The organism is Sporosarcina sp. FA15, assembly GCF_051550195.1.
GTDB classification, from domain to species: Bacteria; Bacillota; Bacilli; order Bacillales_A; family Planococcaceae; genus Sporosarcina; species Sporosarcina psychrophila.
Genome location: NZ_CP188818.1, coordinates 2,477,434 through 2,500,228 on the forward strand (window position 1 = coordinate 2,477,434; position 22,795 = coordinate 2,500,228).

Consider the following 22,795-nt stretch of genomic DNA (forward strand, 5'->3'; position numbering starts at 1 on the left):
ATAGGGATTACTCAACTAAATGGATTAGCGCAAAACAAAAAAACAGCCATATGTTGACTGTTTTAGCTCGATACAATTGTTCAGATAAGCTGAGGGATTAGGACATAAGTTTTTTCAAATACCCCCTGCAATGTCCAATACAGTTGTGGATAGGTAGTTGTTACAATGAGAATAAAACTTTGGAACCAAGGAGAGGGAGAAATAAATGGTTGAATCTAGGAGTTTTATAATTACATCTGTGGCAAGTGGTTGGGGGGCTGCATTAAGCAGGAAGGAAGAAAACCCCGCTATCAGTTTATGCATCTGACAGCGGACGTTGGATAGGCAGAATACCGCTATGATCATTTGAAAAACTTCATACCTCTATCTCCCCCAGCCTATTGGAAGGTGCTGGATGGAATGTGTGGTGCACAGGCAACCATCACTAAACTCCCTGACTCATATACTTTTCCTTTTGGATTATCTAGTCCAGTGGTTCATATTTCGGGGCTTGCTCCCTATAGCTTACGTCCATTCTAAGCAAGTATAAAAACTCAATCCGAGTTTTTCTTGGATTGAGTTTTTATACTTGCTTAATGTAGGAGTATGACTTTAACTATTACTTTGTTACCTTTTCATAGAATAAAGTTCTTATAATTATTCTTCTATCCAACTACTATTTGATCCTATTGAATATGATCAATATTCAAATTTTATAAAGTTATTGCTTATGACATGGATTTGAACAATTGTAACATCCATCAGCTGCAGCAAATAATTTCTTAGCTGCTAGAACTGCGTCTTTGCAGTTTGAGAATACACCTAAGTAATTACGATTTTCAGCAATTGGTAAATGACTGCATGTACTTACGTGAACTTCATGATCACCGTTCGATTGTGCATTTTTGTTTACATAATAAGACCCCATTTAAACACCTACCTTCTCTATTAAACTTTTATCACGAACAATAGTTCGTGTATTCAGTATTATAGAACATATATTCCTACCAGTCAAGTCATCTACAATTAAACTGGTACCTTTATGACAAGTAATCATTATAAATTGACTTCGATGTTGTAGAATCCTATTTAGTAATTGTTTGGCTGGCTTTCGATTATAGAACAGACTATATCTTCACCCGCACATGATCTGTTTAAAAAAGGTACCTGTGCGTCAAACTTCAATACAAAATCCACCCAATTGTATACTTATAGAAGTAGTATTGGATAAGCTAATAAATAACTATTAAAATTTGCATTTTTATGTAATTGTCTTGAATAGTTAGATTAGTTTTTCGCACAGGTACCTTAAATTTAGTTGATAATACAGCATGTTAAACAAAGTTGCTATATGTTACTACCTCAACTTTCGCATACCAATATTGGTAGATAAGCCTTAAAATCAGTACCTGTGTAACAAACAACAACGAACAATTCACCCAATTGTATGAAAATACAAAGAAGATTAGATATTAAAGTAAATACCTAATCCACGCCTTATAAATATGTAATTGTATTAAATAATCAGAATAGCACCATGCACAGGTACCTGATTTTTTAATCATTTGGCACTTAGTACAATGACAGGGCTTCAATTTCAGTTTTTCACCGTCTATACGCTTTCAAAATATCATAACTTAACTTAGTAAGTACATGCTTCCCACTATTTTGGTCGATATTTTCCTCTGGGAAAGTAATTCTACGAAGCTCCTCGATGCTATAAGAGGAGTCTTCCAAAATACTCTTAATGTCCCCGAGCATTAATTCATCGTAAATGTATGATTTACGAATTAAATCTTTAACATACATTTTATGAGCCACATAGTTTTCATTTAACGCAAATAAACGGATAGATCCCCTAATTCTATCTGCTAAAACTACATCTGATGTTTCAACACTAAAGTCAATTTCAAAGTTTGTACTTAGCCCCATTAATACATTGGCATCTTTCCCCAATATCTTTATACATAGATTATTATTAAATCCTTCTGAAAATGGATTTAATAAATTTAATTCGATAGGATCCTTGGCCCCTTTAAATGAACTGTTACATTGATGACAACTGGGAACTAAATTCATAATGGACAGTGCTAAATAGGGATAAATTGATTTGGGGTAGAAATGATCTAGCTCCGCCCGAACTTTTTTCTTGTTCTTATTAAATGTATAAATAAATTGTCGATCACAATATGGACAAATGTTACACTCTAATTTTTGGAGGTATTCGTAAGCTCCCCACACATTACTATTACTTAAAACGGCATCTTCATAAAAGTCTTCGTAATTAAATATTTCTTCTAGTGCTTGATTAAAAGAGAGTTCGTCTGTTGAACTTAAAACAACCTTTTGTTTCTGTGCAAATTCTTTCATCGCAAAATTGAATTTGTATATTAGACTGAAGCTGTCATTACCTAAGTAATATTCCAAATTGTGTTGACGAATGAATACTGCTAATTCAGCTCCCCTTTTAACCTTTTGTTTTTTTCTTAATTCTATTAATATATTAATTCTAGACGAATCAACAAAATAATATTCTTCAATATGATTGACTATCTCTAATAATTCTTCTGGTGTTCCACCAAGTAATTTATCTATATTGTTTTTTAAATACGTTAGTAATAAGCCGAATTTTATATTTGTATAACTCCAATCTATTCTAGAATGTTGTGCTTCAATCTCTTTTACTATTTTATTCTTATATCTCAATAAATGATGCTCTCTAATATAGGCTAACACTTCTCCAGGTATATTGACTTTATTCATCTTGATTTCGCTCCTGTTCAAAACTTAAAATTTGCTGATTAATAAATTCCTGTATTACTTTCAAATTTTTAAGGTTGTTTTGATACTTTGCATCAAAGCTTTTATCTTGTAGTATTTTCTTTACTGTTAGTTCAGTCAGTACCTTTTTAATTAACGGATCCCCTATTAGATTAGTAAATTGATTGATTTCTTCTAATTCAACCGAAGTAATTGTTTTATTTGGTTCATTCAATTTCTTCAATACCCTGTCAATCTTTTCCTTTACAAACTGCCCCATTGTTGACTCTAGGTAAAAGTTATTTAAATATAGACTATGGATGTTACTTCCAAGCGTTCGCTCTTTACCTGCCTTAATTTTGTGTTCTCCGTTTTCTTTTACTATATAGTTGATTGCATAATGTGGTATATCCGAAGTGATCACGGGTGAATGAGTCGTCATGATGATTTGTATTTTCTTAGACTTTTGTACTGCAATACGTTCAATATTACTTGTTAAAATTTGAATGTATTTTCGTTGCCACTCTGGATGAAGTGTTGTTTCTGCTTCATCTAATAAGATGATTACGTTCTTTTTAGTTGTTGTTTGAATGGCATTGTTAATCACAGCGAGCAGTTTCAGTAAATTTGATTCACCCGAACTTAGATCATGCCAGTTAAAATACAAGAAATTACTATGACTTCCGATGTCTTTATACCTTTTTAAAAACTCAAGCATAAAATTCAAGCCTTCATCATTCATTTTTATTTTAGGGATTTCAACTTTCTGTTTGAAGACATCGTCCGGATTTCCATTTTTAAAAGTGATATTTTCGGGGCTCTCCACAGACGTTTGCTGAAGTAAATTTATATCAATAAATTTTATAAATTCTATATAACCTCTAGTTAGTCTCTTTACCCTATCTTTCAAAACTTTTTTATCAATATGTAACTCATTTTCTGCTGGTATATAATCTTCAATAGTCGTTAAAATTATCTGATGAAATTCAAATAGCTTTCTCAGTAAATTCAAAGAATCTAGTTTTTTTATGTACAATTCTGATTCTCTTAATGCAGATTGAATTTTTTTATACGGAATCATCAAATCTATATCTGTAAAATAACTTTCGACAGTTCGAAGTTTCATAGTATCACTTAACGATATACGCTCTTGCACGTTCTGTCTAAGCTCGTCGTATATTTTTTGCTCAATTAAATAAGCAACTTCTTTTTTTTCATATCTTAATAATATATTTTCATCATGATACAAAAAGTTATTAGCTCGTTTATCTGAGTCCATATAGTCATAGAGTATGTACATATGCTCCGGAATCATTAAAAAACGTTTTAAATATGTCCTATTATTCTCTTCTTTTAAATATTTTAAAATCTCATAGATATCATTCATCTTCTCACGATGTAAATAGTCCAAATCAAATCGATTATCAAATGTAATATCAAATACATCTTCCGGATTCGCTATCCTACTAGGCATTACAAACTTATCGCGTAAAACAGTGTCTAAAGTATTACCTACTGAGAAGTCATAGTAATCATACCCTTTATTACTTGCCTCTTGATCTAGTTCTCTTTCACGAATAGAATACTTCCAATTGTTATCGAAACAAATCATTGCATGGTCATTTGCCAATCGTGTCTCTTTTATTATCGATTGGATATCTTTTTCTTTGCTCTCAATAAAATTAGCACTTATTTTCAGACCATTATCTAAAGTGATATTTGTCCATTGACTCTTAATTGTATATACTATTCCATTAATCTTTATAGTACCCTTAGGAAACAGTTCTGCACTATAAATAAGCTGATAGGTATTTTCACTTTTTGTTATCAATATAGATGAGTCTGATATTGCAAGTCCTTTAAAATAACGATCCCGAATGTATTCAAGCAATGAAGATTTACCTGCCCCATTAGGCCCAATCAAAGCAGATACTGTTTCAATATGTTCACCAAAAAAGCCGGAAATATAATCTGCATTTTTATTTATAATTAATTCTTTTTGTTCCGTATCATAATGAATCTCCCATTCAAAGTCTAAGTTCAAATCTTGATGTTTAAACTTTTCGCCATGATTCGCCAAATAATAGACTAGCATTCTATACACCCCATCATTAGTTTTATTTAAATAGTGTAGAGCATATAAAAAAAACTGAACGTCCAAGAAACGTCCAGCTAATCACAGTCATACAATTGTAGTCTGTTTTCTGAATAGATACTTGAAACAAAGTTTCCGGAAAATAGTACACGGTTCCTACAATAATTTACAGCAAAACAGAAAAGTCCGATTGAGAGAAATCCCTTCGGAACTTTTCAGTTTCTAAGTGTATTCCCGATGCCTAGGAATTAGTGACTGTTGTCCACCAGCATTGTATCTAAAAAATGTGGTATGCAAACACCAAATCAGCTAAGCCCCACCCGAATGCCCTCACTAGCAATCGTCTTCCCAATCTCAACTTCCAACTTATCAAAGTTCAGAATCAGTCGATCCTAAAGGATATTGCCGATTTGAACATAATCCTCTTTTTCAACGGCTTCGCCAAGCTCTCCTTGCATACCAACCAATAATTCAGTATACGTCTCCCAATTGCGGGACGCGCATTGCTACGACCTACAACCGACAGCATGTCATTCAGCCACCCTGCTCCCTCTAGAAGCATATCGAAACTTGCCCATGTTTCAAGTTGTCGGGCTGTTACTAAATCCTTCGTGTAGTACTACAGGCTCGGATTTAGCACGTTTCAGGTAATCTTCTGCTGAAATAAGCACATCATTCATGAATTCCTTTTCTATCTTTGCAACTACTTCAAGCTTTTTAACTCTTCCAAGATTAACAGTCAAATAGTCTAAGTGATCTTCATAAATTTCAATTCCGTCTGCGATGAAATGACTGAAATAATAACCCTCGGCAAGTAATTCATTAATTTTTGTGATTACCTCATCCGAAGATCGTGTCTTTTCAAATTCAATTTGCTGCTGTCCAAAAATAAGTTCCTATGTTGTTCCTCCAATATTTTTTTATGACTGATTGCATTTCCATACCTTTTATATCGGCTCAATTATGAGATATTGAACCATATTTGTTATAATAGGAATAAACGTTTGTAGCCTTGGAGGTGGATAATGTGATAACTGAATCTGGAGGTTTTCATAATTTCATCTGTGGCAAGTTGTTGGGGGACGGCTGCATTACGAAGCAGGACGGTAGAAAACCTCGCTTTCAGTTTATGCATCGAACAGAGGACGTTGGATGGGCAGAATACTGCTATGATCACTTGAAAAACTTCATACCTCTATCTCCCCCGACCTATCGGAAAGTGATGGATTTGCGAATCAAAAAGGGCTATTCTGAAAGCTATATCGTGCAATCCCGGACGGATGAAGTGATTACGAATTTGTATAAGCAATGGTATCCAAATGGGAGAAAGGTCCTTCCTTTCGACTATATTGAAAAGCATTTGGATGAACGAGCATTGGCATGGTGGTACCAGGATGATGGCCATTTAAAGATAGTCAACGGAACTGTTAATAAAATTATCTTATCGACTGATAGTTTTTCTAATCAGGAAAATAACCGGTTGATTCAATTAATTCTTGAAAGATTCAACCTCCGTTTTGTTATAGACGGACAAAATCGGATTCTACTCTATGACCAGTTTCAAATCATCTATTTCCTCCACCTTGTTTCACCCTGGTTGGATGAATCAATGAACAGAAAAGCTTTGCCCGTTCAATCTCTCCGACCGATTGCAAAACGAACTACAATTTACTTGCCGACAAAGTTCAAATTATTGAAACCTACGACTGAAATCAATGAAAAACTGGATAAGCTACACACTTTGTTGGATGATTCTAAGAAGGAGCTGTGTATCCATAATATTTTTTTGATATTCAATCCGTTATTAGCAAACAGAGGAGACGTGAAAGGTTACCAGATTATCATTAATGAAAATCATAGGTATACACTTGCGAGTATTCGACAGCGAACTGGGCTGACGATTAGTCAACTTACTAAATATTGCTTCAATATCTAAAAAACGCGGTCCGGAAATTTCCCGGACCGCGTTTTGTTAACCAAATTAACGAAGAAGCTGTAGAACTCCTTGTGGTAACTGGTTTGCTTGCGCGAGCATCGCCTGAGAAGCTTGTGCAAGAATAGAATTCTTAGTTTGTTCCATCATTTCTTTCGCCATCGTGCGAAACATTTACTTTCATAAATGACTAGACTATATCTTCACCCTCTAATTTCTTAGTAGGGGTCGGGCGCTTCGGATTCGCAATGCTGATGGACATTGTTTCACCTATGGATTTCATCATCATAGCCGAAGCGTTAGATGGTATATCCTAGTCGTTGAACGTTCTCCACTCTTTCGAGACAGGAGCTTCGCTGCTGATTGCCCAATCTTTTCTTTTTTCGAACCGTCACGCTTGTTGTTTCCAACTACGTTGTGGCAAGAAAAGCTCTAAGGGGTTTCCAGCAATTCACCCGATAATACTCACTAGCCGTTACCAGCTAGGACGACTGTGCTTGTCACTACTTAAGCAGCTAAAGCATAATCAACGTCACGGATACGAGATTCCGCAGCAGTTAAGTTTTCAGAAGATGTACCAAGGTTATTGATCGTGTGTTCTAAACGGTTTTGGTTAGCACCAAGTTTAGAACGTTCAGCTGAAACTGTATCAATAGCTGATTGAATTTTTGTAATTGCAGCAGATGCATTACCAGCACTTGATACATCAAGACCGGATTCAACTCCTGCAGAATCAGTACCATTACTTACCTTAGTACCAGCTGTAAAACCAGCTCCTGTACCTGTTAACCCTAGAGCGCCTGCACGCATATCAGCAATTTCAAGTGTTAAACTTTGGTTTTCATTAGCACCAATTTGGAATTGAAGACCAGTACCAGCTTCAACAGCAGCTTTAGCTGCAACTGCTGTTACACCAGGTGTAGTTGCAGTGAAAGTAGCTGTAGATGTCGGAGCTGTAGACGTTTCTTGACCCGCTTTTTGTGTCAAAACAACATCCGCACCACTAGTACTTGCTGTGTACTTAGCAGATAAAGTTGAATCAGCTGCGATCAGAGCAATTAACTCGTCATTATCACTAAAAGAACCTGGCGTTGAGGGTGTTGCATTATAAGTAAATGTTTTCCCATCAATTGTTATATCTGTTGCAGGTGCTGCTGCTAAAGTATATACACCAGCTGTTGCTGGTGTTGCAGCCGTTGCCGGTGCTGCCATCGTTGCTGTATCTTTCGAACCATTCAGTAGTTTTTGAGTATTGAACTCAGTTGTATTACCAATACGGTTAATTTCAGAAGTTAAAGAATCCATCTCTTTTTGGATTTCTCCACGATCGGAAGTTGTATTAGTATCAGTTGATGCTTGCGTTGCTAATTCACGCATACGTTGAAGGATATCAGTAGTTTCGTTAAGAGCACCTTCAGCCGTCGAAATTAAAGAAATTGCATCTTGGGAGTTTTTAGAAGCCTGATCCAACCCGCGAATCTGTCCACGCATTTTTTCAGAAATTGCAAGACCAGCTGCATCGTCCCCAGCTTTATTAATGCGCATACCTGAAGATAATTTCTCCATTGATTTAGATTGTGCGTTTGTTGCACTGTTCAACTGACGGTGTGTGTTAAGTGCTGCGATGTTGTGATTAATTCTCATTATAATTTCCTCCTTGAATGTATGTTGCTCACGTCCTTGTGAGCACATTTTTTATACCAAGGATACCGAGCCGGCCGGACCCCGTTTTCCTCGCTACAATACTATTATCGGATTGACTTTTAGAATGTTTAATAGAAATGTTTATTTTTTTTAAAATGGGTGGCGGCAACTGGCACCCGGGCTTCTATTTTTTTTCGTTTTTGAGAAAGTCCATGAAACCATCTATTTTTACCGCTTCGGCGTTGGACTCGGAAACTTCTTTTATTAATTCTCCACGTAAAATAGTAACGTTTTTAGGTGCGTTGATGGCAATCCGGACTTGGTCGCCTTTTATTTCACTGACGGTGATTTCAATTTGATCGCCCAGCCAAATGGATTCGCCTTTTTTTCGAGATAATACGAGCATGTCGTCACCCCATGTCTTTCTGCATATTGGCATCGATGGAATATCTGATGGGATAGTCCGCGTTTTCCAAAATGCATTGTTTTGCTTTTTTGGACTTTGTGTTGATGATGACGGGTGCTTTTAAATTTACGGTTGAAGCGTTAAAAGGTTCTTTAACTGTAACGATTGTCAGTACAATAATATCCTCTTCTGATTCTATGTTGAGGGCTTCTACAGTTGATTCATCCAAGTCGAACGTATAGTCACTGATGAATAAGTAGGGATTCGCTGTTACAAAGCCTACTTCTTTTGAATTTATTGACTGGAGAATCTGATATACTTCGTTGCCTTCTATTGAGAGTACTATAAAGTCCTTTTCATTTTCGAAGCCTGGTAATCCGTTTTCAAATGTGAGGATCTCGGATTCTAATGCTTCTACTTCTCCAAGGATGGTGGATTGGATTTTCATAAGTTCTTCTCCTTCTTAGCGGGAAGTCTGGCACTGCCTCAATTCGCGGTAGGACGCGAATTGTGTCAATGCCAGGCACCCGGGTATTCTTGGTACCGGATAAGCTATTTATATTTTCCAATCAATTTGAATCGATGGTTTTTGAAGCAATTCCGACATTACTTTTCCAGGTGTGTATGTATGGATTGGTTTGTTCGCATTACTGTTATTAATCACTTTTTGTGGCTCTACTCTAATATCAACACTACCGGGTTCAAATGAAACTTTGACACTACCATAGGATGGGATAAATTTGATGCTTAGACTGCTATAGGGTTGTCTCAGTGCTCTTTCGGCAAATGATTGAATTGGATTCCCCCCGTTTTCAATCATCATAAGTTCAACACCGTCTTGTGCACGGCGGGCGATTCCATTGAAAGCTTCAGAACGGGCATACTGAGCAACTTCTTCTGTACGGCGAGCAGCACTTATTAAGTCCATATCTGCTCGTGCTTCCGTCGTATCAATGGATAGCCTCGACTTTGTTGTATTGATTGTCATTTGTGCTTGTGGTTGTTGAATATCCAATGTTGCACCTGGTTGTTCAATTTCCTGTACAGGTCTTTGGGTAGTCAAACCTAATTGCGCTTTTGTTGTTGTTACTTGAAGTTGTGGGATATTCAATATGTCACCTTCTAAAGAAAGCGTTTGGAGGTTGTCCAAACGCTTTCAGGGATTTTATGGATTGTATTGGGTGCTTATCGTAAGAAATCTACAAGTGATGGCTGGATAATACGTGAGCCTACAGAAAGTGCTGCACGATGGATTGATTCTTGTGTGAGCATATCAGTGATTACTTTTTCGTAATCGATGTCTTCGTTTTCGCTCATTTGTTTTTTTGCAGAGGCTTCTTGAGAATCCAAGCGATTCCCCATCATTTCAACTCGGTTTTGGCGAGCGCCGATGTCTGCACGTGTTGTTAGGACCTTGTCCATATTGGCGTCGACTTTCGCAATTGCAGTGCTGAAGTCTGTATCGGGATTAGCGAATTCGCCAAACATGTCATCGATTTCTTTAAAGAGATTTAACACATTTGCATTTACATTCAATGTAACGCCGTCAAAAACTTCAATATCGACACTTTTTTCAAATGCTGATGGATTATTTGGGTCTACATCCGGATATCCACCTGCTTGTTTATCATAAAGAGGAGAAGCGGTTTTTGTACCACTGAAAATATATTTATCTCCGACTTTTGTATTCGCCATGTCTCGAATCTGCTCACGCAACTGATTGAGCTCACTTTGCACCTTTTCTTTATCTAATGGTGTCATTGTTCCAGTGGCGGCACTTGTAACAAGTTCTTTCGCGCGGTGCATAGCTTGTCCGACTTTATCAAGTGCATCGTCTGAGCTATCAAGGTAATTATTGACTTCACCTAGGTTACGTTGGTATTGGGCAACTTTGTCCACTTGTGTCCTGTAGGCCATACCTTTCATGGCAACGACTGGATCGTCTGATGGACGGTTCACTTTTTTACCTGTATTGAGCTGGTCTTGCAGTTTGCCCATTTTATTGTAGCTCGTGGAAAGATTCCGGAGCATGTTATTGGATAGCATCGATTGTGTTACGCGCATTTAGATGATTGCTCCTTTCTTACATTCCTACTCGGCCCATGCCGTTGATGATTTTGTCGAGGGTTTCGTCGACGACGGTAATCATACGTGCGGATGCGTTGTATGCTTGTTGGAATCTGATCATGTCTGTCATTTCTTCGTCTAGTGAGACGGAACTAATGGAAGCACGTCTGTGTTCGACTGCACCAAGCAGTGTCGCCGAATTGAATGTCATTCGTTCGGCTTGTTGGCCGTCGACACCAAGTTGGCCTATTACACCTTGGAAGTAGGTTTGGAGGGTCGATCCTCCCAGTGTTGCGGAGGTGGAAAACTGAACATTTGCAAGATTTTTTGCATTCTTACCGTTCCCCTCTTCAGCCCCTGTAGAGTCCGATGCCGCGAGTAAATTAGAATCTTTCATGAGGGCTTCAGATACAAAAATATTACCGGCTGTAAATGGACCAGGACCTTTTGTATCAAAGAAATTACCACCTTTGACTCCATTGATATCTGTTCCACTTGTATGAACGATATTCATCTGATCTCCGAAAGCTGCAGCCATTTTGTTTAACTCGGCGATCATTTTAGGGTAAAGACCTTTAGTTGTATCTGGAATTGGAATTCCATTTGTATCTGTATCTACAGTTCCGTATGAGTTCATCAGTGACTTCACTTTTCCTACATCAAGGAGATTTGAATGTTCCGCATCTACTGTCGTTCCATTGGGTTGAGTTATTTTCAAACCTGTAATTGCGTTGTTTTCATTCGTTGAAACGTCGTGAAGAGAAGATGGATTCGTTTCCAACTTTGCATGTTCACTGCGATTGACAAGTTCTACTTTCGTTCCGTCTTTCAATTTCAATGTCACTGTCACCGAACCTTCAGCAATTGCCGATGCCCGTCCACCCGATTTTTCATAGCTCGTTTCAATCGGGAGGTAGCCGGATAGTTCATCCACAAGTGCATCCCGAGCATCGTACAAGTCATTCGGTAAATAGCCGTTTGGTTCGACTTTTTGTATTTGGTCGTTCAGCTCTGAAATCTGTTTAAGGATGGAGTTGACTTGACCTGCAGATATATCAATCTCTGTTCCAAGGTTTGTCTGGATTTCTGTCAATGATTTGTGCATGTGGTTGAATGAATCGGCAACTGTTTGACCACGCTGTACGACAACCGCACGTGCACCCCCGTTTTCAGGGTTGACGGCAAGGTCCTGCAGCGACTGCCAAAATTCGCTGAGTGATTTCTGAAGTCCGTATGCGGAAGGTTCATTCAAGACATCTTCCATTTGAGAAATCGCTTTTGTTTGAGAATCCCAGTAACCAAGTTTGTTCGATTCCTGTCTATACTGCTGATCAACGAAGCCGTCGCGCACGCGCTGAATAGAGCCCGCTTGGACGCCTGTTCCAAGGAACCCGGGCATCGTGCCGGCACTTAGACCGACGCCTGGAAATCCTGCTGTTGCTTCCATATTGACACGCTGGCGTGAGTAGCCGAGTGTGTTGGCGTTACTGATGTTGTGTCCTGTTGTATACAGAGCGGATTGCTGTGTGAACAAGCCGCGTTTGCTTGTTTCAAGTCCCATAAATGTAGACATTATTTTCCCCCTCAGGCATTTGAATCAAAAGATGGTTGTTCTTTTGATATTTTTTGACCGCTGATTTCGGTTTTTGAGTAGTTAACAGATTCCGAACGTGGTCGGACGATGTCCAGCGACAGATTCACGAACTGAAGGGACTGGTAGGTCAGCTTCTGGTTCAAATCATTTTGCCATTTCAAGTCGTGAATCGCATGCAGGAGACGGTCCCTCGCCTCCTCAAGGCTTTTGTTGTCCGCTTCCGGTACGACGTCGAGCAGGTCAGTGACGGTCGGATTGAGTGATGCTGATCGTCCTTGATCAGCCAAATACTGCGCCACATCCCGTTGTCTAAGGCCATCCATTTGGATGATAGCTGCCAAGTGGGATTGCTCGTCTTTCAACAATTGATCGAGTCCTTCCATGTCCCCGTTTTTGATAACTGCCGTCTTGTCGTACGCGATCCGGAGCAAGCTTCTATGAAGTTTTTCCAGGTTGTTAAGTGACGTCAGGATGGTTGTGATAGACATGTTTTCCTCCTACTTTCATTCAATCAGTTTTTACGGTTTAAAGTACTTAACCAAGTTGGAGGCGAGCTGTTCAGGATTGACTTCGTATGTTCCCGCTTGGACTTGCGCTTTTAGTTCTTGGACACGCTCATTGCGCCCCACTGTAAATGTGGACGTTTCCGAAAGTTTTTTTGCTTCGGATGAAATTTCGAGTTTATCGGTTTTCATTTTCGCTTTCTGTTCCGTCTGTTCCGCTTTTAACTGGTTTGTTTTGTACGGGTTGACGGCAGGTACATTAAATTTTTGGATTTTCATTTGTTCTCGCTCCTTTCGTTAGTAGCTTATGCACTACGTTATGCTCTATTCTTTATTTCGGCATAAATTCGTGAACGTTTAGGGCCTTTCGAACGAAAAAACCGGTTAGTCCGAAAACTACCGGTTCATTTTTATTTTAATTTACGATCTGCATGGTAAGTTGCTTTGTCATTTGCGTCGACCGCTTCTCTGAATTCCTTCGCCGCCTCAAACGTTCTAAGCTCATTTTTAATGTCCGCTGTACAACTAACGCACAGTTTCCCTGTGTTCGTCAGCTTGCCGCAATTGTCACATGGGTAACCAAGGTTCGGAAATAATGCAGGCTGAAGTCGGCCTTTCCGCACCCATTGGTGAAGTAGGGTTTCCGTTACGCCTGTCGCTTCAACAATCCGTTCAATTGTTGCCGCCCTGTTTTCACGCCTTCTTAAGAAGCGGTAAACTTCTTCATACATTTTTTCTTCGCTCACAGCGCACTTCGCGCAAACGTCACGTAGACCCGTATAGTTAAAAAAATCGCCACATTTCGGGCAGTCTCGTAGTTCAGCCATCTTATTCATCTCCTATTAATTCATTGCTTAGCTCGAATCAGTGTAACCGCTTCGATACGTGTCGCACCTGCCTCTTTTAAGACAGTAGCCGCATGACGGAGCGTAGTACCGGTTGTATAGATATCATCTACTAGTATGTACGTGCCTGGTTGAATTGCCGTTCCCTGTTCCAACTTGAATAAAGGTTCCATCGCAAGACGTTGAGCCTTCGATTTCTCGCCCATTGCTTCAAATCCTGTTTTTTCAAGTAGATGCGTAAAAGGTATACGTGCACTTTTCAATAGTTCATCGACATGGGCGAATGTCCGCTGCATTCTTTTTTCTGGATGCATCGGTATTGGAACGATTGTTGCTTTTCCTTTTAAGAGGGTACGCAGTTCATTCGCAAAGACGCTTGCTAATGCGACGTCTTGAAGGAATTTATATTGGTGCAGGTATTCACGCATTGCTTCGTTGTATGTGTAAAGTGAAGTGATTTGATCCAAAAAAGATTCTTCTTCTTTTATGTCGGCACGTTGGAACTTTTTTGAACAGTCTTGGCAAATTTCTGTTTGTTTTTCGAGTGCGAGTAGCGCTTTCCAGGACGGTTTTTCTGCAATCGGCGTTTCACACAGTAGGCAGCTGTTCATGCGCGGACACTTCCTTTATTCAACTGAATGATTTCGTTTTTCGCTTCGTCCATTGCGTAGGTGATGCCGTGATGAAAGAGTACGAAATCACCTGATGGATGTTGCGCGGAACGCCCGACACGGCCACCGATTTGGATCAACGCCCCTTTGTTGAATATGAGTTGTTCTGCTCCGACAACGGCGACTTGGACATTTGGGATTGTTATTCCGCGTTCTAGAATTGTTGTCGTGAGAAGGCCAGGAACTTCTTTATCACGCAGTGCTTGGACGTGCTGTTTTCGGTCTGGGTGCGAGGCATGGACCGCGTGAATACGTGCGTCTAGCTGTTGGAATAACGGTTCCGCTTGTTCCATGAGTCCTATGTGATGGAAAAAGATGAGGAACGGTTCTTGCCGCTTTAGTCGCTCTGCTGTCCAGTTGGCGAGCTTTTTGGGTAGTTTACCTTTTTGGATCTGTTTCGTGTAATTCCATAATGTCTCACACCGTGGAACGGGTAATGGGTGGCCGTGATATCGGCGGTCGATCGTTGAAACTTGTCCTGTTCGTTTGATGTCTGCTAGGAGTTTGTCCGATGGTGTGGCCGTGACGAAATGGACGGGTGCTCCAGGTTTCGCTGCCTTTCGAACCGCTCGTCTCAATGTTTCCTCAGCTGTATAGGGGAAAGCATCTGCTTCATCGACAAAAATGGCATCGAAAGCGTGACGGAATCGGTATAACTGATGGGTTGTTGCGAGAATGAGTTGGGGTGAGGATTCTGTTGTTGATTTTGAACCGCCGTATAACGCTTCGATTGCAGTTTGCGGAAATGCTGCGCGTAGGCGTGGTTCGAGTTCAAGAATTACGTCGACGCGGGGTGCTGCGATGCAAACGCGGTTACCTGCTAGTATCAGTTTATGGATTGGTTCGAACAGGATTTCTGTTTTTCCAGAACCACAGACGGCGTGAATGAGATGCGGGATGCGTTTTGTGTTACTGAGTGTTAGTTCGTCTGATGCTTGTTGCTGGCGTGGTGTCAGTGTACCTTGCCAAGCGATGATGTGGTCGGTCAGAAAGGTCGGTGGTTCTGCGTTCCAGACGATGAGTTCAGTACAGGTTGACACACGCCCCATTTTTAGGCAATGCCTACAATAGGTGCAAGGAGCTTCGCATTTTGCGCAGTCGAATGTTGTGAAGCGAGCTTGTATGTCGTTTTCACATCGGTTGCAAAAGTGGCGTGTTTGATTGGCAAATGCTTTGGTTGATTGGATGCCTTGAATGGTTTTGATAAACTTGGAAGCGATGTGTGCGTCGATTGTTTCAGTTGGAAAAGGGGTGTGCGAGCGAAGCCAAATACGGCCAGCCAGGAAGTCCCTGACTGACGGATCGAATGTAATGGTCATTTGCAACACCTCCAATGCGTTCCTTTTTATGGTGTTCTTCTTTTCACCCAACCAAGTCCCATTGATGCTTCCCCAAGATGTGTGCCGATGACGGGTCCAAAGTGGCTGATGGTGAATTTGACGTCTGGCAACTGTGCTGAAAGTGCCGCGTGCCATACTTCGGCATCTTCTGGTCGGTTGGCATGAATGATTGCCGCCTCGAGTGGCATTTCCGCTGCATCCTCCACCAACATGTCCACAATCCGTCTCATCGCTTTTTTACGTGTGCGGATTTTTTCATATGGAACGATTACTTTGTCCTGAAAGTGGAGGATTGGCTTCACTTGAAGAAGTCCGCCAATCAGCGCTTGTGCAGCGGAAAGTCTACCGCCCCGTTGCAGATGTGTGAGGTCGTCCACCATGAAATAAGCGCGCATGGTCTTTTTCATGTCATCTAGCTCAGCCATGATTACTTCTGGTGTCGCTCCTTCTTTGGCAAGTTCTGCCGCGCGGAGTACGTAAAATCCTTGTAAATAACATGAAATTTCGGAGTCAAATGTGACTACTTCGATGCCTTCCACCATCTTACCGGCTTGTTGAGCACCTGCATATGTGCCGCTAATACCACTCGATAGATGGATGGAAATGACTGCGTCATAAGTGTCTTTTAACGACTCGAACAGTTCAATAAATCTGCCAATTGGCGGCTGTGAGGTCTTTGGTAGCGGTCCATCCCCGCGTACTTTATCGTAAAAATCGGTTGAACGAATATCAATTTCTTCATCATAAATAATGCCCTTAAGTGTAACTGCTAGTGGAATCATATGAATATCCAATTCTTCCATTAAAGCTGCTGGTAAATATGCCGTGCTATCCGTAACAATTGCTGTTTTCAATGTTAAATCAGCTCCTAACCCCATTCTACCTAATTTGAGGTGAAATGGGAATGTGAAAGTGTGAGTGGTGGGAATGAAGTGAAAGTATAATGCTTAGATAATGTAATCCCATTGAATGCGCTTCGGCGCTAGGGGATGCCTCCCGCCCTAAGCCGAAGCCACTGAAAAAGTTCTTTTTTATAGTACGTAATAGTTGATTGTAGTGAAGAGCGGCGACTCCGGCGGGAACAGCGCGAGCTGAAGACACCGCAGGAACGCAGTGACGAGGAGGCTGAAGCCGTGCCCGCGGAAAGCGTCCGCTCGGAACGGAAATCAACGACATTGAAGGAAATCGTACTTTTTCAGTGCCCGCCCTAAGCCAGATGAGGTATCCTTTAACCTATATGGAATAGCCTCTTGGCATTAACTGTATAATTTCTGCAAAGAACGCAGAAATTATACAAACCGAACTCTTCGTTGTTCGGTTGGCTACCCCTTGAAAGGCGCCTTCGCTTTGTTAATAAATGAATATACGTTTTCAATTTGGTCTATTCCTATCCAAAGCAATCGCGACCAACAAAAAAAGTAACCGCCTTCTCCATGCCAGGATTGTAGGTGGTTACTCTTTTAGATAAATATCTTTTACGGTGTGTGTTGCAGCATAGTCATACAATTTATCGTACTAAGTGCCCGCAACGTTAACTTTTTTAAAAAAACGTTGTGACAGCAGTAAAGTAAATCCCCCCACCTTTCGTACACTTAAATCAGGGAGTTGTATTCGAATACTGCAAACGCTGTGTCCAACGGTGTGCTTCTAACGTACATTTGCTCAATTCCGCTTGTGTGATTCCCATTTCCGTGATCAGTTGCTCGATACGTAGCCAGTCAAAGCGCTCAACGGCTTCAGCAATTTGAAGATACGGCGTGATTTCTGTCCGCTCCCCTTTTACAGTAAGCGCTACTTTGTCAGACAATGGAATGAGTTGTAAGATTGCATCCCAGTCGCGCTTCATGATGACGTCAATTAGTGAAAACATGCCCGCAAAGAAATATTCTTCGGGATTTTTCTTGCCATCATGTTTCGCGAGTAGTTCGCATATTTTTGCCCGTGTCAGCGAGTAATCAGCAAGCGCTTGTGTGCGACCATTCCCTGATCCTTCCCCGAGTTCGCGCAAAGCAAGGACTTGTACCCACCTTTTCGTTTCACGCAATCCGATAAGAACGATGGCTTGTTTAATGGAACTAATCCGTTTCGGCACTCCGAATGCAAGGGTGTTAATCAGCCTTAGCAATTTATAGGACAGTGAAATATCATGCATGATGAGCTCCGTGATTTCATCGATATTTGGTGGTTCAGTATGAAGACGCTCGATTATTTGAAAATGAAGACTGACATTCGATGGGATTTCGATTCCCGTGACAATTTCTGGTTTGGAGAAGAAATAGCCTTGAAACAATTTGTAACCTGATGCTTTCGCCACCTTGAATTGTTCTTCTGTTTCGATTTTTTCGGCAAGCAGTACGATAGCGGGATACTGTTTAATGACCTTCTCGATTTCTTCTCGCTCGACTGGTGTCGTATTTAAGTAATCTACTTTTATGAAATCGACAATTTCGAACAATTCACTATGTATACTATATTGTTCCTGCAGGATAAAATCATCTAATGCTATTTTAAAGCCTGTCTCTTTCAACAACCGCATTTTAGTTAGGAGCGAGGGGGTAATCTCAACGTTTTCCAAAACTTCAATGACGACTTGTTCAGGGTCAAGGCTTGAAAAAATATCTTGAGCAAGTAATTCTCCTGTAAAATTGATGAATGACAATCTGTTCCCTGCCACTTTCTCGATTCCTATTGTCAGGAATGTATTAACGAGTAAGCCAATTGTCGCTTGTTCAGGGTTCACATTTGGAAAAAAGTTCTTATAACTATTTCTATAGAGCAATTCGTAGCCATAGATGTCGCCGTTTTGGTCCAATATCGGCTGTCTGCCAACGAATGTATTTATTTCATTCATACTAAGCACCCCATTTCTTGTAGTATAGCAAAAAATCATTCTTTTACCATTATAATGATAAAAAAACACTATATATGTCGAATTAAAGAATGCTATTAAATTCGCTACGGCGCTAGGGGGTGCCCTCACTCATTTTATAGTTCAGCTTATATATCAATTAAAATAGCAACACACCATGAATAATGGTATGTTCTAATTATCAATAGGTTTTATTCAAGGAGGGGTTTTATATGGAAGCAATCCATTATGAACAAAAGGGGAATCTCGCTTTCGTGACGCTCAATCGTCCGGGAGCAATGAATGCATTTAACTACGATATGTTGGTTGAACTGGGGCAAATCACAGAGTCGATTCGCATTAATCCAGATATCCGCGCCATTATTTTTACGGGTTCTGGTGATCGTGCCTTCAGCGTTGGGGCTGATCTAAAAGAAAGAAAAACACTTACAGACCTGCAAGTGAAGCGGAATCTTTATAAAATTGGAGAAGTGTTCTCTTCGATTGAGAACTTGCCACAACCTACGATTGCAATGATGAACGGCTTTGCTTTCGGGGGTGGCATGGAACTTGCGCTGGCTTGCGATTTCCGGATTGCGGCTGACACTGCACTCATGGGGTTAACGGAAACGGGACTTGCAATTATTCCAGGAGCGGGTGGAACGCAGCGTCTTCCGCGTTTAATTGGCGAAGCGAAAGCGCTTGAACTTATTTTGACAGCACGCAGAATGTCAGCGGCCGAAGCACATAGCTATGGTGTCCTCACGAAAATTACAACGCCGGAAAATCTTGTTCAGGAGACAGCTGACTTTGCAGATTCAATCCTTGCGAATGGCCCAATTGCCTTACAGCAGGCGAAATTCGCGATTAAACACGGCATGAATGTGGACTTGCAGACCGGACTTGCGATTGAACGGAAAGCCTATGAACTTACGATTCCAACTGAAGACCGTATTGAAGCGTTGAATGCGTTTTCTGAGAAGCGCAAGCCTGTTTTTAAGGGGAAATAAGGAAGTACTGAGTGTTTGTGCGATATGAAGCCTTTCTTATTTTTTGTATAACGATCAAAAGCCTGTCGTCCCCCTCAGAGGTACGACAGGCTTTTGGGTATTATACAGTTGTTTTAGAAGTAACAGGATTCATCACCGGGCAGCGTGGATTATTTGAAACAAAGGTGGCCGCTTTCGTAACGATCAATATAATATTCGTAGCACCTTGCCGATCCGCTACATGTGCCGCCCTGACGTATGGTCCATATTCCTCATTCGCAATATAGCGCGGAGGCAATTCATTAAGCGCGATTGCCATTATATCGTTAAAGCATCGCTCACATTGACACGTCAGTTGCAGTTGGTCTTTATATTGCAACAATACATCGCGAACAATTTCTTCCATGACATTGTAAAGTGCCATTTTCTCACGCTCCAGTTGTTGATAGATATGTTTCACGAACGCATCCACCATTTCCCATTTATCATATCATTTCTGTAATGGATTATCCTCGGCTAAATGACCTAATGAATTCCTTATCTATTTACCTCTACTTAAATCTGGCTATGCCCAAGTCCTTAGTTGACAATGACGCATTAAATTATGCTCTCACTATGTCACTCCTCCGGCGCCAATCCTTTCATCAAAAACTGAATAGTCAAGTCGACCTCCGCTTCGTCATCCCAATCGGCATTAGGTAATATAGCATATCGAGTCACAAAGTAGCCGATGATTGTCGAACCTGTTAAGCGAAGGACGGTATCGATGGGCAGTTTGATAATTTGCCCTTTATCCTGGTAATGTTCAATAATTTGCCTAAGTCGTGTAAAGACTTTGCTGCCGACATGCTCCATGAATTGCTCTTTTAACTCTGGATGAAAAGGGATTTCCTGAATGAAGATTTTGATGATTTTAAGATTACTTTTCAGGAACTTTCTACGATTATCGATCATCGCTCTTACAAAGTCTTCAAATGTTTCATGGTCATGATTCAGTACTTTATTGATATCCTTTATAATAATTGGAGCCATCAATTTGATCATCATCGGTGTGACAATGGACATCAGTAACTCTTTTTTCGTTTTATAATGTCTGAAAATCGTCCCTTCGGCTACTCCCGCTTTTTGGGCAATTTCCTTTGTAGACGTGGCGGAATAGCCTTTTTCAGCGAATGATTCAATCGCTGCGGCTACTATTTTCTTTTGTCGCTCTGTTAAATCACCTTTTTGATTGAACATTTCCTCGATCATTTGATCCTCTTTTGTCATGCTGAACTCCCTTTTCGTCAATCATTTCTGTTAGATTTTACGGTATTTTCGCAGAGCCAGGATGTTTATTATGATAAACAGTAAAGAGAATCCTGCTAATGCTAAAATATCCATGTAAATAGCGCCCCATCCATATCCTCTCACCATTATATCGCGTAATGCATCCGCCGCGTAATACAAAGGCGTGAATGGGCCAACCCAGCTCAGCCACTTCGAGATGGTATCCAAATTGAATAATCCAGAGAAGAAGATTTGTGGGATAACGATGATTGGGATGAACTGTATCATTTGGAGTTCATTTTTGGCGAATGAAGATAGTAAAATACCGAGCGTGAGCGCTGTTAAAGCGAGCAGCAAAGTAATCAGTAATACATAGCCGAATGCGCCTTCCATCATCATTCCGAGCACATAAATCGCGTAAGCAGCAATAATGGTCGATTGAATCATCGTGAATATACCGAAGCCAAATACATAACCCATTACGATTTCCCATTTTCGTAATGGACTTGCAAGTAAACGTTCGAGCGTCCCCGTTGTCCGTTCTCGTAAAAACGATACACCTGCAATCAAAAAGACAAAGAAGAAGACGAAAAATCCGAGAAGAACGGGCCCAAAATAATCAAACGTCCCCATGTCTCTAGAACCGTGTAAGTAGTCGATTTCCAACTGGGGATTATTAGCGTTTTCCTGTCCAGTCGGCATTGCTTGTTGAAGCCATTTCATCGTGGCACCAGCAACACTCGGGTCGCTTCCCTCAAGAACGACGGTGGGCTCGTTGTTTTTAAGTGTTAAGTAGCCATCAATCGTTTGCTCGGATAAATCAGCTTTTGCGCTTTTTTCATCGCTGTATGTGGTGACATCTGCTCCGCCTAAATCCATCTGTTCCATAACTGCATCAGGGACATCAACGAAGCCTATTTTCGGTGTGTAGTCTCCTCCGTTGAATACCAGGTGGAGCATCGTCAACACTAGAATTGGCGCAACAATAAGCAATCCCATTGTCCGTTTGTCACGTACTATTTGCCGTAAAATTCGTTGTGTCAATGCGAAAACTCTCATTCTTTTGCACCTCCGTAAAAAAGGAAAGCTTCCTCAATCGTTGTTGAATTCGTCATTTCTTTCAATTCATCAGGCGTTCCAACTGCAATTAGACTGCCACCGCGAATCAATCCAAGTCGATCACATTTATCGGCCTCATCCATTACGTGCGTCGTCACAATGATTGTCGTTCCATTTTGTTTTAATTTGTAAAAGGCTTCCCAAATGCTTTTTCGTAGAACGGGATCAATGCCGACAGTCGGCTCATCGAGGATTAATATTTTTGGTTCATGAAGTAATGCGATTGCTAATGAAAGCCGGCGTTTCATGCCACCGGAGAAGTTGGAAACTAGCTTTTTCAGGTCGCCTGAAAGTTGAACAAGCTCCATCACTTCTGTTATTCTACGTGTTTGTTTTTCACCTTTCAGCCCATATAAGGACGAGAAAAATTGCAAGTTTTCTTTTGCTGAAAGATCTTCATACAGCGCATCCGATTGCGCCATGTAACCAATGCTGGTAATTAATTTTAATGAAGGCATTTTCGTTTGAAATAAATAACTTTCCCCTGAAGTTGGTGTATCCAAGCCTGTTAGTTGTTTAACTAACGTCGTTTTCCCTGCGCCAGATGGACCGAGCAGACCAAAAATTTCCCCTTCGAGAATATCTAAGTTAATATCCTCTAACACATGGTGTTTCTTATAGCTTTTGGATACGTGGCGAATCGATACACACGTCTTTGGTTGTTCCATCCTTAACACCCCTTCCGCGATAGTGAGTGAGTACTCACTTTTATTGTATGCGAGGGATTTGCGTT

At 40.6% G+C, this 22,795-nt stretch carries 23 protein-coding genes and 1 pseudogene; 2 read left to right on the forward strand and 22 right to left on the reverse strand.

Going from position 1 to position 22,795, the window contains the following annotated elements; all coding sequences use genetic code 11:
- Window positions 1-700 precede the first annotated feature (700 nt).
- From ACP8HG_RS11885 to ACP8HG_RS11900, 4 genes are all read right to left on the reverse strand, one after another.
- Window positions 701-907 carry a hypothetical protein gene (locus ACP8HG_RS11885; RefSeq protein WP_438296395.1) on the reverse strand — a complete coding sequence of 69 codons (207 nt, stop codon included), beginning with the start codon at window positions 905-907 and terminating at the stop codon, window positions 701-703.
- 677 nt (window positions 908-1,584) lie between these two features.
- A complete protein-coding gene (locus tag ACP8HG_RS11890; protein ID WP_438296397.1) occupies window positions 1,585-2,742 on the reverse strand; it encodes an HNH endonuclease in 1,158 nt (385 codons plus the stop codon).
- Window positions 2,735-4,834, reverse strand: coding sequence for an AAA family ATPase (locus ACP8HG_RS11895; RefSeq protein WP_438296399.1), 2,100 nt, complete (start codon window positions 4,832-4,834; stop codon window positions 2,735-2,737). The genes ACP8HG_RS11890 and ACP8HG_RS11895 overlap by 8 nt, the downstream gene beginning before the upstream one ends.
- 581 nt (window positions 4,835-5,415) lie before the next feature.
- Complete coding sequence (locus tag ACP8HG_RS11900) at window positions 5,416-5,577, reverse strand: hypothetical protein (protein WP_438296401.1); 162 nt, start codon at window positions 5,575-5,577, stop codon at window positions 5,416-5,418.
- A 284-nt stretch (window positions 5,578-5,861) separates the two neighbouring features.
- On the opposite strand from ACP8HG_RS11900, the gene ACP8HG_RS11905 reads away from it, so the two are divergent.
- Complete coding sequence (locus tag ACP8HG_RS11905) at window positions 5,862-6,770, forward strand: endonuclease (RefSeq protein ID WP_438296403.1); 909 nt, start codon at window positions 5,862-5,864, stop codon at window positions 6,768-6,770.
- Between the two features lie 45 nt (window positions 6,771-6,815).
- Here ACP8HG_RS11905 and ACP8HG_RS11910 read toward each other — a convergent pair.
- From ACP8HG_RS11910 to ACP8HG_RS11975, 14 genes and pseudogenes are all read right to left on the reverse strand, one after another.
- Window positions 6,816-6,929: pseudogene (locus tag ACP8HG_RS11910) on the reverse strand (flagellin); the annotation flags it as partial.
- A 345-nt stretch (window positions 6,930-7,274) separates the two neighbouring features.
- Window positions 7,275-8,411 (reverse strand): flagellin, encoded by a 1,137-nt coding sequence (locus ACP8HG_RS11915; RefSeq protein WP_354312291.1) that lies wholly within the window; start codon window positions 8,409-8,411, stop codon window positions 7,275-7,277.
- A 184-nt stretch (window positions 8,412-8,595) separates the two neighbouring features.
- On the reverse strand, window positions 8,596-8,817 hold the full coding sequence (csrA, locus tag ACP8HG_RS11920) for a carbon storage regulator CsrA (protein ID WP_354312289.1): 222 nt from the start codon (window positions 8,815-8,817) through the stop codon (window positions 8,596-8,598).
- Between the two features lie 4 nt (window positions 8,818-8,821).
- A complete protein-coding gene (gene fliW, locus ACP8HG_RS11925; protein WP_438296406.1) occupies window positions 8,822-9,265 on the reverse strand; it encodes a flagellar assembly protein FliW in 444 nt (147 codons plus the stop codon).
- Between the two features lie 108 nt (window positions 9,266-9,373).
- Window positions 9,374-9,928: a DUF6470 family protein gene (locus ACP8HG_RS11930; RefSeq protein ID WP_438296408.1), complete on the reverse strand. Its 555-nt coding sequence runs from the start codon at window positions 9,926-9,928 to the stop codon at window positions 9,374-9,376.
- A gap of 74 nt (window positions 9,929-10,002) precedes the next feature.
- Window positions 10,003-10,881 (reverse strand): flagellar hook-associated protein FlgL, encoded by an 879-nt coding sequence (gene flgL, locus ACP8HG_RS11935; RefSeq protein ID WP_438296410.1) that lies wholly within the window; start codon window positions 10,879-10,881, stop codon window positions 10,003-10,005.
- Window positions 10,882-10,900: 19 nt separating this feature from the next.
- Window positions 10,901-12,457 carry a flagellar hook-associated protein FlgK gene (gene flgK, locus ACP8HG_RS11940; RefSeq protein ID WP_438296412.1) on the reverse strand — a complete coding sequence of 519 codons (1,557 nt, stop codon included), beginning with the start codon at window positions 12,455-12,457 and terminating at the stop codon, window positions 10,901-10,903.
- Between the two features lie 11 nt (window positions 12,458-12,468).
- Window positions 12,469-12,966 (reverse strand): flagellar protein FlgN, encoded by a 498-nt coding sequence (locus tag ACP8HG_RS11945; protein ID WP_338655510.1) that lies wholly within the window; start codon window positions 12,964-12,966, stop codon window positions 12,469-12,471.
- 30 nt (window positions 12,967-12,996) lie between these two features.
- Window positions 12,997-13,260, reverse strand: coding sequence for a flagellar biosynthesis anti-sigma factor FlgM (gene flgM, locus ACP8HG_RS11950; RefSeq protein ID WP_338655509.1), 264 nt, complete (start codon window positions 13,258-13,260; stop codon window positions 12,997-12,999).
- Between the two features lie 131 nt (window positions 13,261-13,391).
- The gene (locus tag ACP8HG_RS11955) at window positions 13,392-13,808 is read right to left on the reverse strand and encodes a TIGR03826 family flagellar region protein (RefSeq protein ID WP_342538887.1); all 417 of its coding nucleotides are present in this window, start codon (window positions 13,806-13,808) and stop codon (window positions 13,392-13,394) included.
- 20 nt (window positions 13,809-13,828) lie between these two features.
- Entirely contained in the window at window positions 13,829-14,437 is a 609-nt protein-coding gene (locus tag ACP8HG_RS11960; RefSeq protein WP_438296415.1) for a ComF family protein, read from the reverse strand.
- Window positions 14,434-15,546 (reverse strand): DEAD/DEAH box helicase, encoded by a 1,113-nt coding sequence (locus ACP8HG_RS11965; RefSeq protein ID WP_438296417.1) that lies wholly within the window; start codon window positions 15,544-15,546, stop codon window positions 14,434-14,436. Before ACP8HG_RS11965 ends, ACP8HG_RS11960 begins: the two co-directional genes overlap by 4 nt.
- 296 nt (window positions 15,547-15,842) lie before the next feature.
- On the reverse strand, window positions 15,843-16,691 hold the full coding sequence (locus ACP8HG_RS11970; protein ID WP_338655504.1) for a DegV family protein: 849 nt from the start codon (window positions 16,689-16,691) through the stop codon (window positions 15,843-15,845).
- A 743-nt stretch (window positions 16,692-17,434) separates the two neighbouring features.
- Window positions 17,435-18,688: an EAL and HDOD domain-containing protein gene (locus ACP8HG_RS11975; RefSeq protein WP_438296419.1), complete on the reverse strand. Its 1,254-nt coding sequence runs from the start codon at window positions 18,686-18,688 to the stop codon at window positions 17,435-17,437.
- A 230-nt stretch (window positions 18,689-18,918) separates the two neighbouring features.
- Between ACP8HG_RS11975 and ACP8HG_RS11980 the strand changes: the two genes are divergently transcribed.
- A complete protein-coding gene (locus ACP8HG_RS11980) occupies window positions 18,919-19,695 on the forward strand; it encodes an enoyl-CoA hydratase-related protein (protein ID WP_342538892.1) in 777 nt (258 codons plus the stop codon).
- Between the two features lie 100 nt (window positions 19,696-19,795).
- Here ACP8HG_RS11980 and ACP8HG_RS11985 read toward each other — a convergent pair whose 3' ends face one another.
- The 4 genes from ACP8HG_RS11985 to ACP8HG_RS12000 form a co-directional block, all read right to left on the reverse strand.
- On the reverse strand, window positions 19,796-20,134 hold the full coding sequence (locus ACP8HG_RS11985; protein ID WP_354312267.1) for a late competence development ComFB family protein: 339 nt from the start codon (window positions 20,132-20,134) through the stop codon (window positions 19,796-19,798).
- 158 nt (window positions 20,135-20,292) lie between these two features.
- Window positions 20,293-20,943, reverse strand: coding sequence for a TetR/AcrR family transcriptional regulator (locus ACP8HG_RS11990; protein WP_438296422.1), 651 nt, complete (start codon window positions 20,941-20,943; stop codon window positions 20,293-20,295).
- Window positions 20,944-20,973: 30 nt separating this feature from the next.
- Entirely contained in the window at window positions 20,974-22,002 is a 1,029-nt protein-coding gene (locus tag ACP8HG_RS11995; RefSeq protein ID WP_438296424.1) for an ABC transporter permease, read from the reverse strand.
- Complete coding sequence (locus ACP8HG_RS12000; protein ID WP_342538896.1) at window positions 21,999-22,730, reverse strand: ABC transporter ATP-binding protein; 732 nt, start codon at window positions 22,728-22,730, stop codon at window positions 21,999-22,001. Before ACP8HG_RS12000 ends, ACP8HG_RS11995 begins: the two co-directional genes overlap by 4 nt.
- Window positions 22,731-22,795: the final 65 nt, after the last annotated feature.

Excerpts from the sequence above, each read along its gene's own strand:
- ACP8HG_RS11975 (WP_438296419.1), bottom strand. The coding sequence starts at position 18,688 with ATGAATGAAATAAATACATTCGTTGGCAGACAGCCGATATTGGACCAA.
- ACP8HG_RS11915 (WP_354312291.1), bottom strand. The coding sequence starts at position 8,411 with ATGAGAATTAATCACAACATCGCAGCACTTAACACACACCGTCAGTTG.
- ACP8HG_RS11960 (WP_438296415.1), bottom strand. The coding sequence starts at position 14,437 with ATGAACAGCTGCCTACTGTGTGAAACGCCGATTGCAGAAAAACCGTCC.
- ACP8HG_RS11955 (WP_342538887.1), bottom strand. The coding sequence starts at position 13,808 with ATGGCTGAACTACGAGACTGCCCGAAATGTGGCGATTTTTTTAACTAT.
- ACP8HG_RS11995 (WP_438296424.1), bottom strand. The coding sequence starts at position 22,002 with ATGAGAGTTTTCGCATTGACACAACGAATTTTACGGCAAATAGTACGT.
- ACP8HG_RS11980 (WP_342538892.1), top strand. The coding sequence starts at position 18,919 with ATGGAAGCAATCCATTATGAACAAAAGGGGAATCTCGCTTTCGTGACG.
- flgM (WP_338655509.1), bottom strand. The coding sequence starts at position 13,260 with ATGAAAATCCAAAAATTTAATGTACCTGCCGTCAACCCGTACAAAACA.
- ACP8HG_RS11990 (WP_438296422.1), bottom strand. The coding sequence starts at position 20,943 with ATGACAAAAGAGGATCAAATGATCGAGGAAATGTTCAATCAAAAAGGT.
- ACP8HG_RS11890 (WP_438296397.1), bottom strand. The coding sequence starts at position 2,742 with ATGAATAAAGTCAATATACCTGGAGAAGTGTTAGCCTATATTAGAGAG.
- ACP8HG_RS11945 (WP_338655510.1), bottom strand. The coding sequence starts at position 12,966 with ATGTCTATCACAACCATCCTGACGTCACTTAACAACCTGGAAAAACTT.
- ACP8HG_RS11895 (WP_438296399.1), bottom strand. The coding sequence starts at position 4,834 with ATGCTAGTCTATTATTTGGCGAATCATGGCGAAAAGTTTAAACATCAA.
- fliW (WP_438296406.1), bottom strand. The coding sequence starts at position 9,265 with ATGAAAATCCAATCCACCATCCTTGGAGAAGTAGAAGCATTAGAATCC.
- csrA (WP_354312289.1), bottom strand. The coding sequence starts at position 8,817 with ATGCTCGTATTATCTCGAAAAAAAGGCGAATCCATTTGGCTGGGCGAT.
- ACP8HG_RS11965 (WP_438296417.1), bottom strand. The coding sequence starts at position 15,546 with ATGGGGCGTGTGTCAACCTGTACTGAACTCATCGTCTGGAACGCAGAA.
- flgK (WP_438296412.1), bottom strand. The coding sequence starts at position 12,457 with ATGTCTACATTTATGGGACTTGAAACAAGCAAACGCGGCTTGTTCACA.
- flgL (WP_438296410.1), bottom strand. The coding sequence starts at position 10,881 with ATGCGCGTAACACAATCGATGCTATCCAATAACATGCTCCGGAATCTT.
- ACP8HG_RS12000 (WP_342538896.1), bottom strand. The coding sequence starts at position 22,730 with ATGGAACAACCAAAGACGTGTGTATCGATTCGCCACGTATCCAAAAGC.
- ACP8HG_RS11885 (WP_438296395.1), bottom strand. The coding sequence starts at position 907 with ATGGGGTCTTATTATGTAAACAAAAATGCACAATCGAACGGTGATCAT.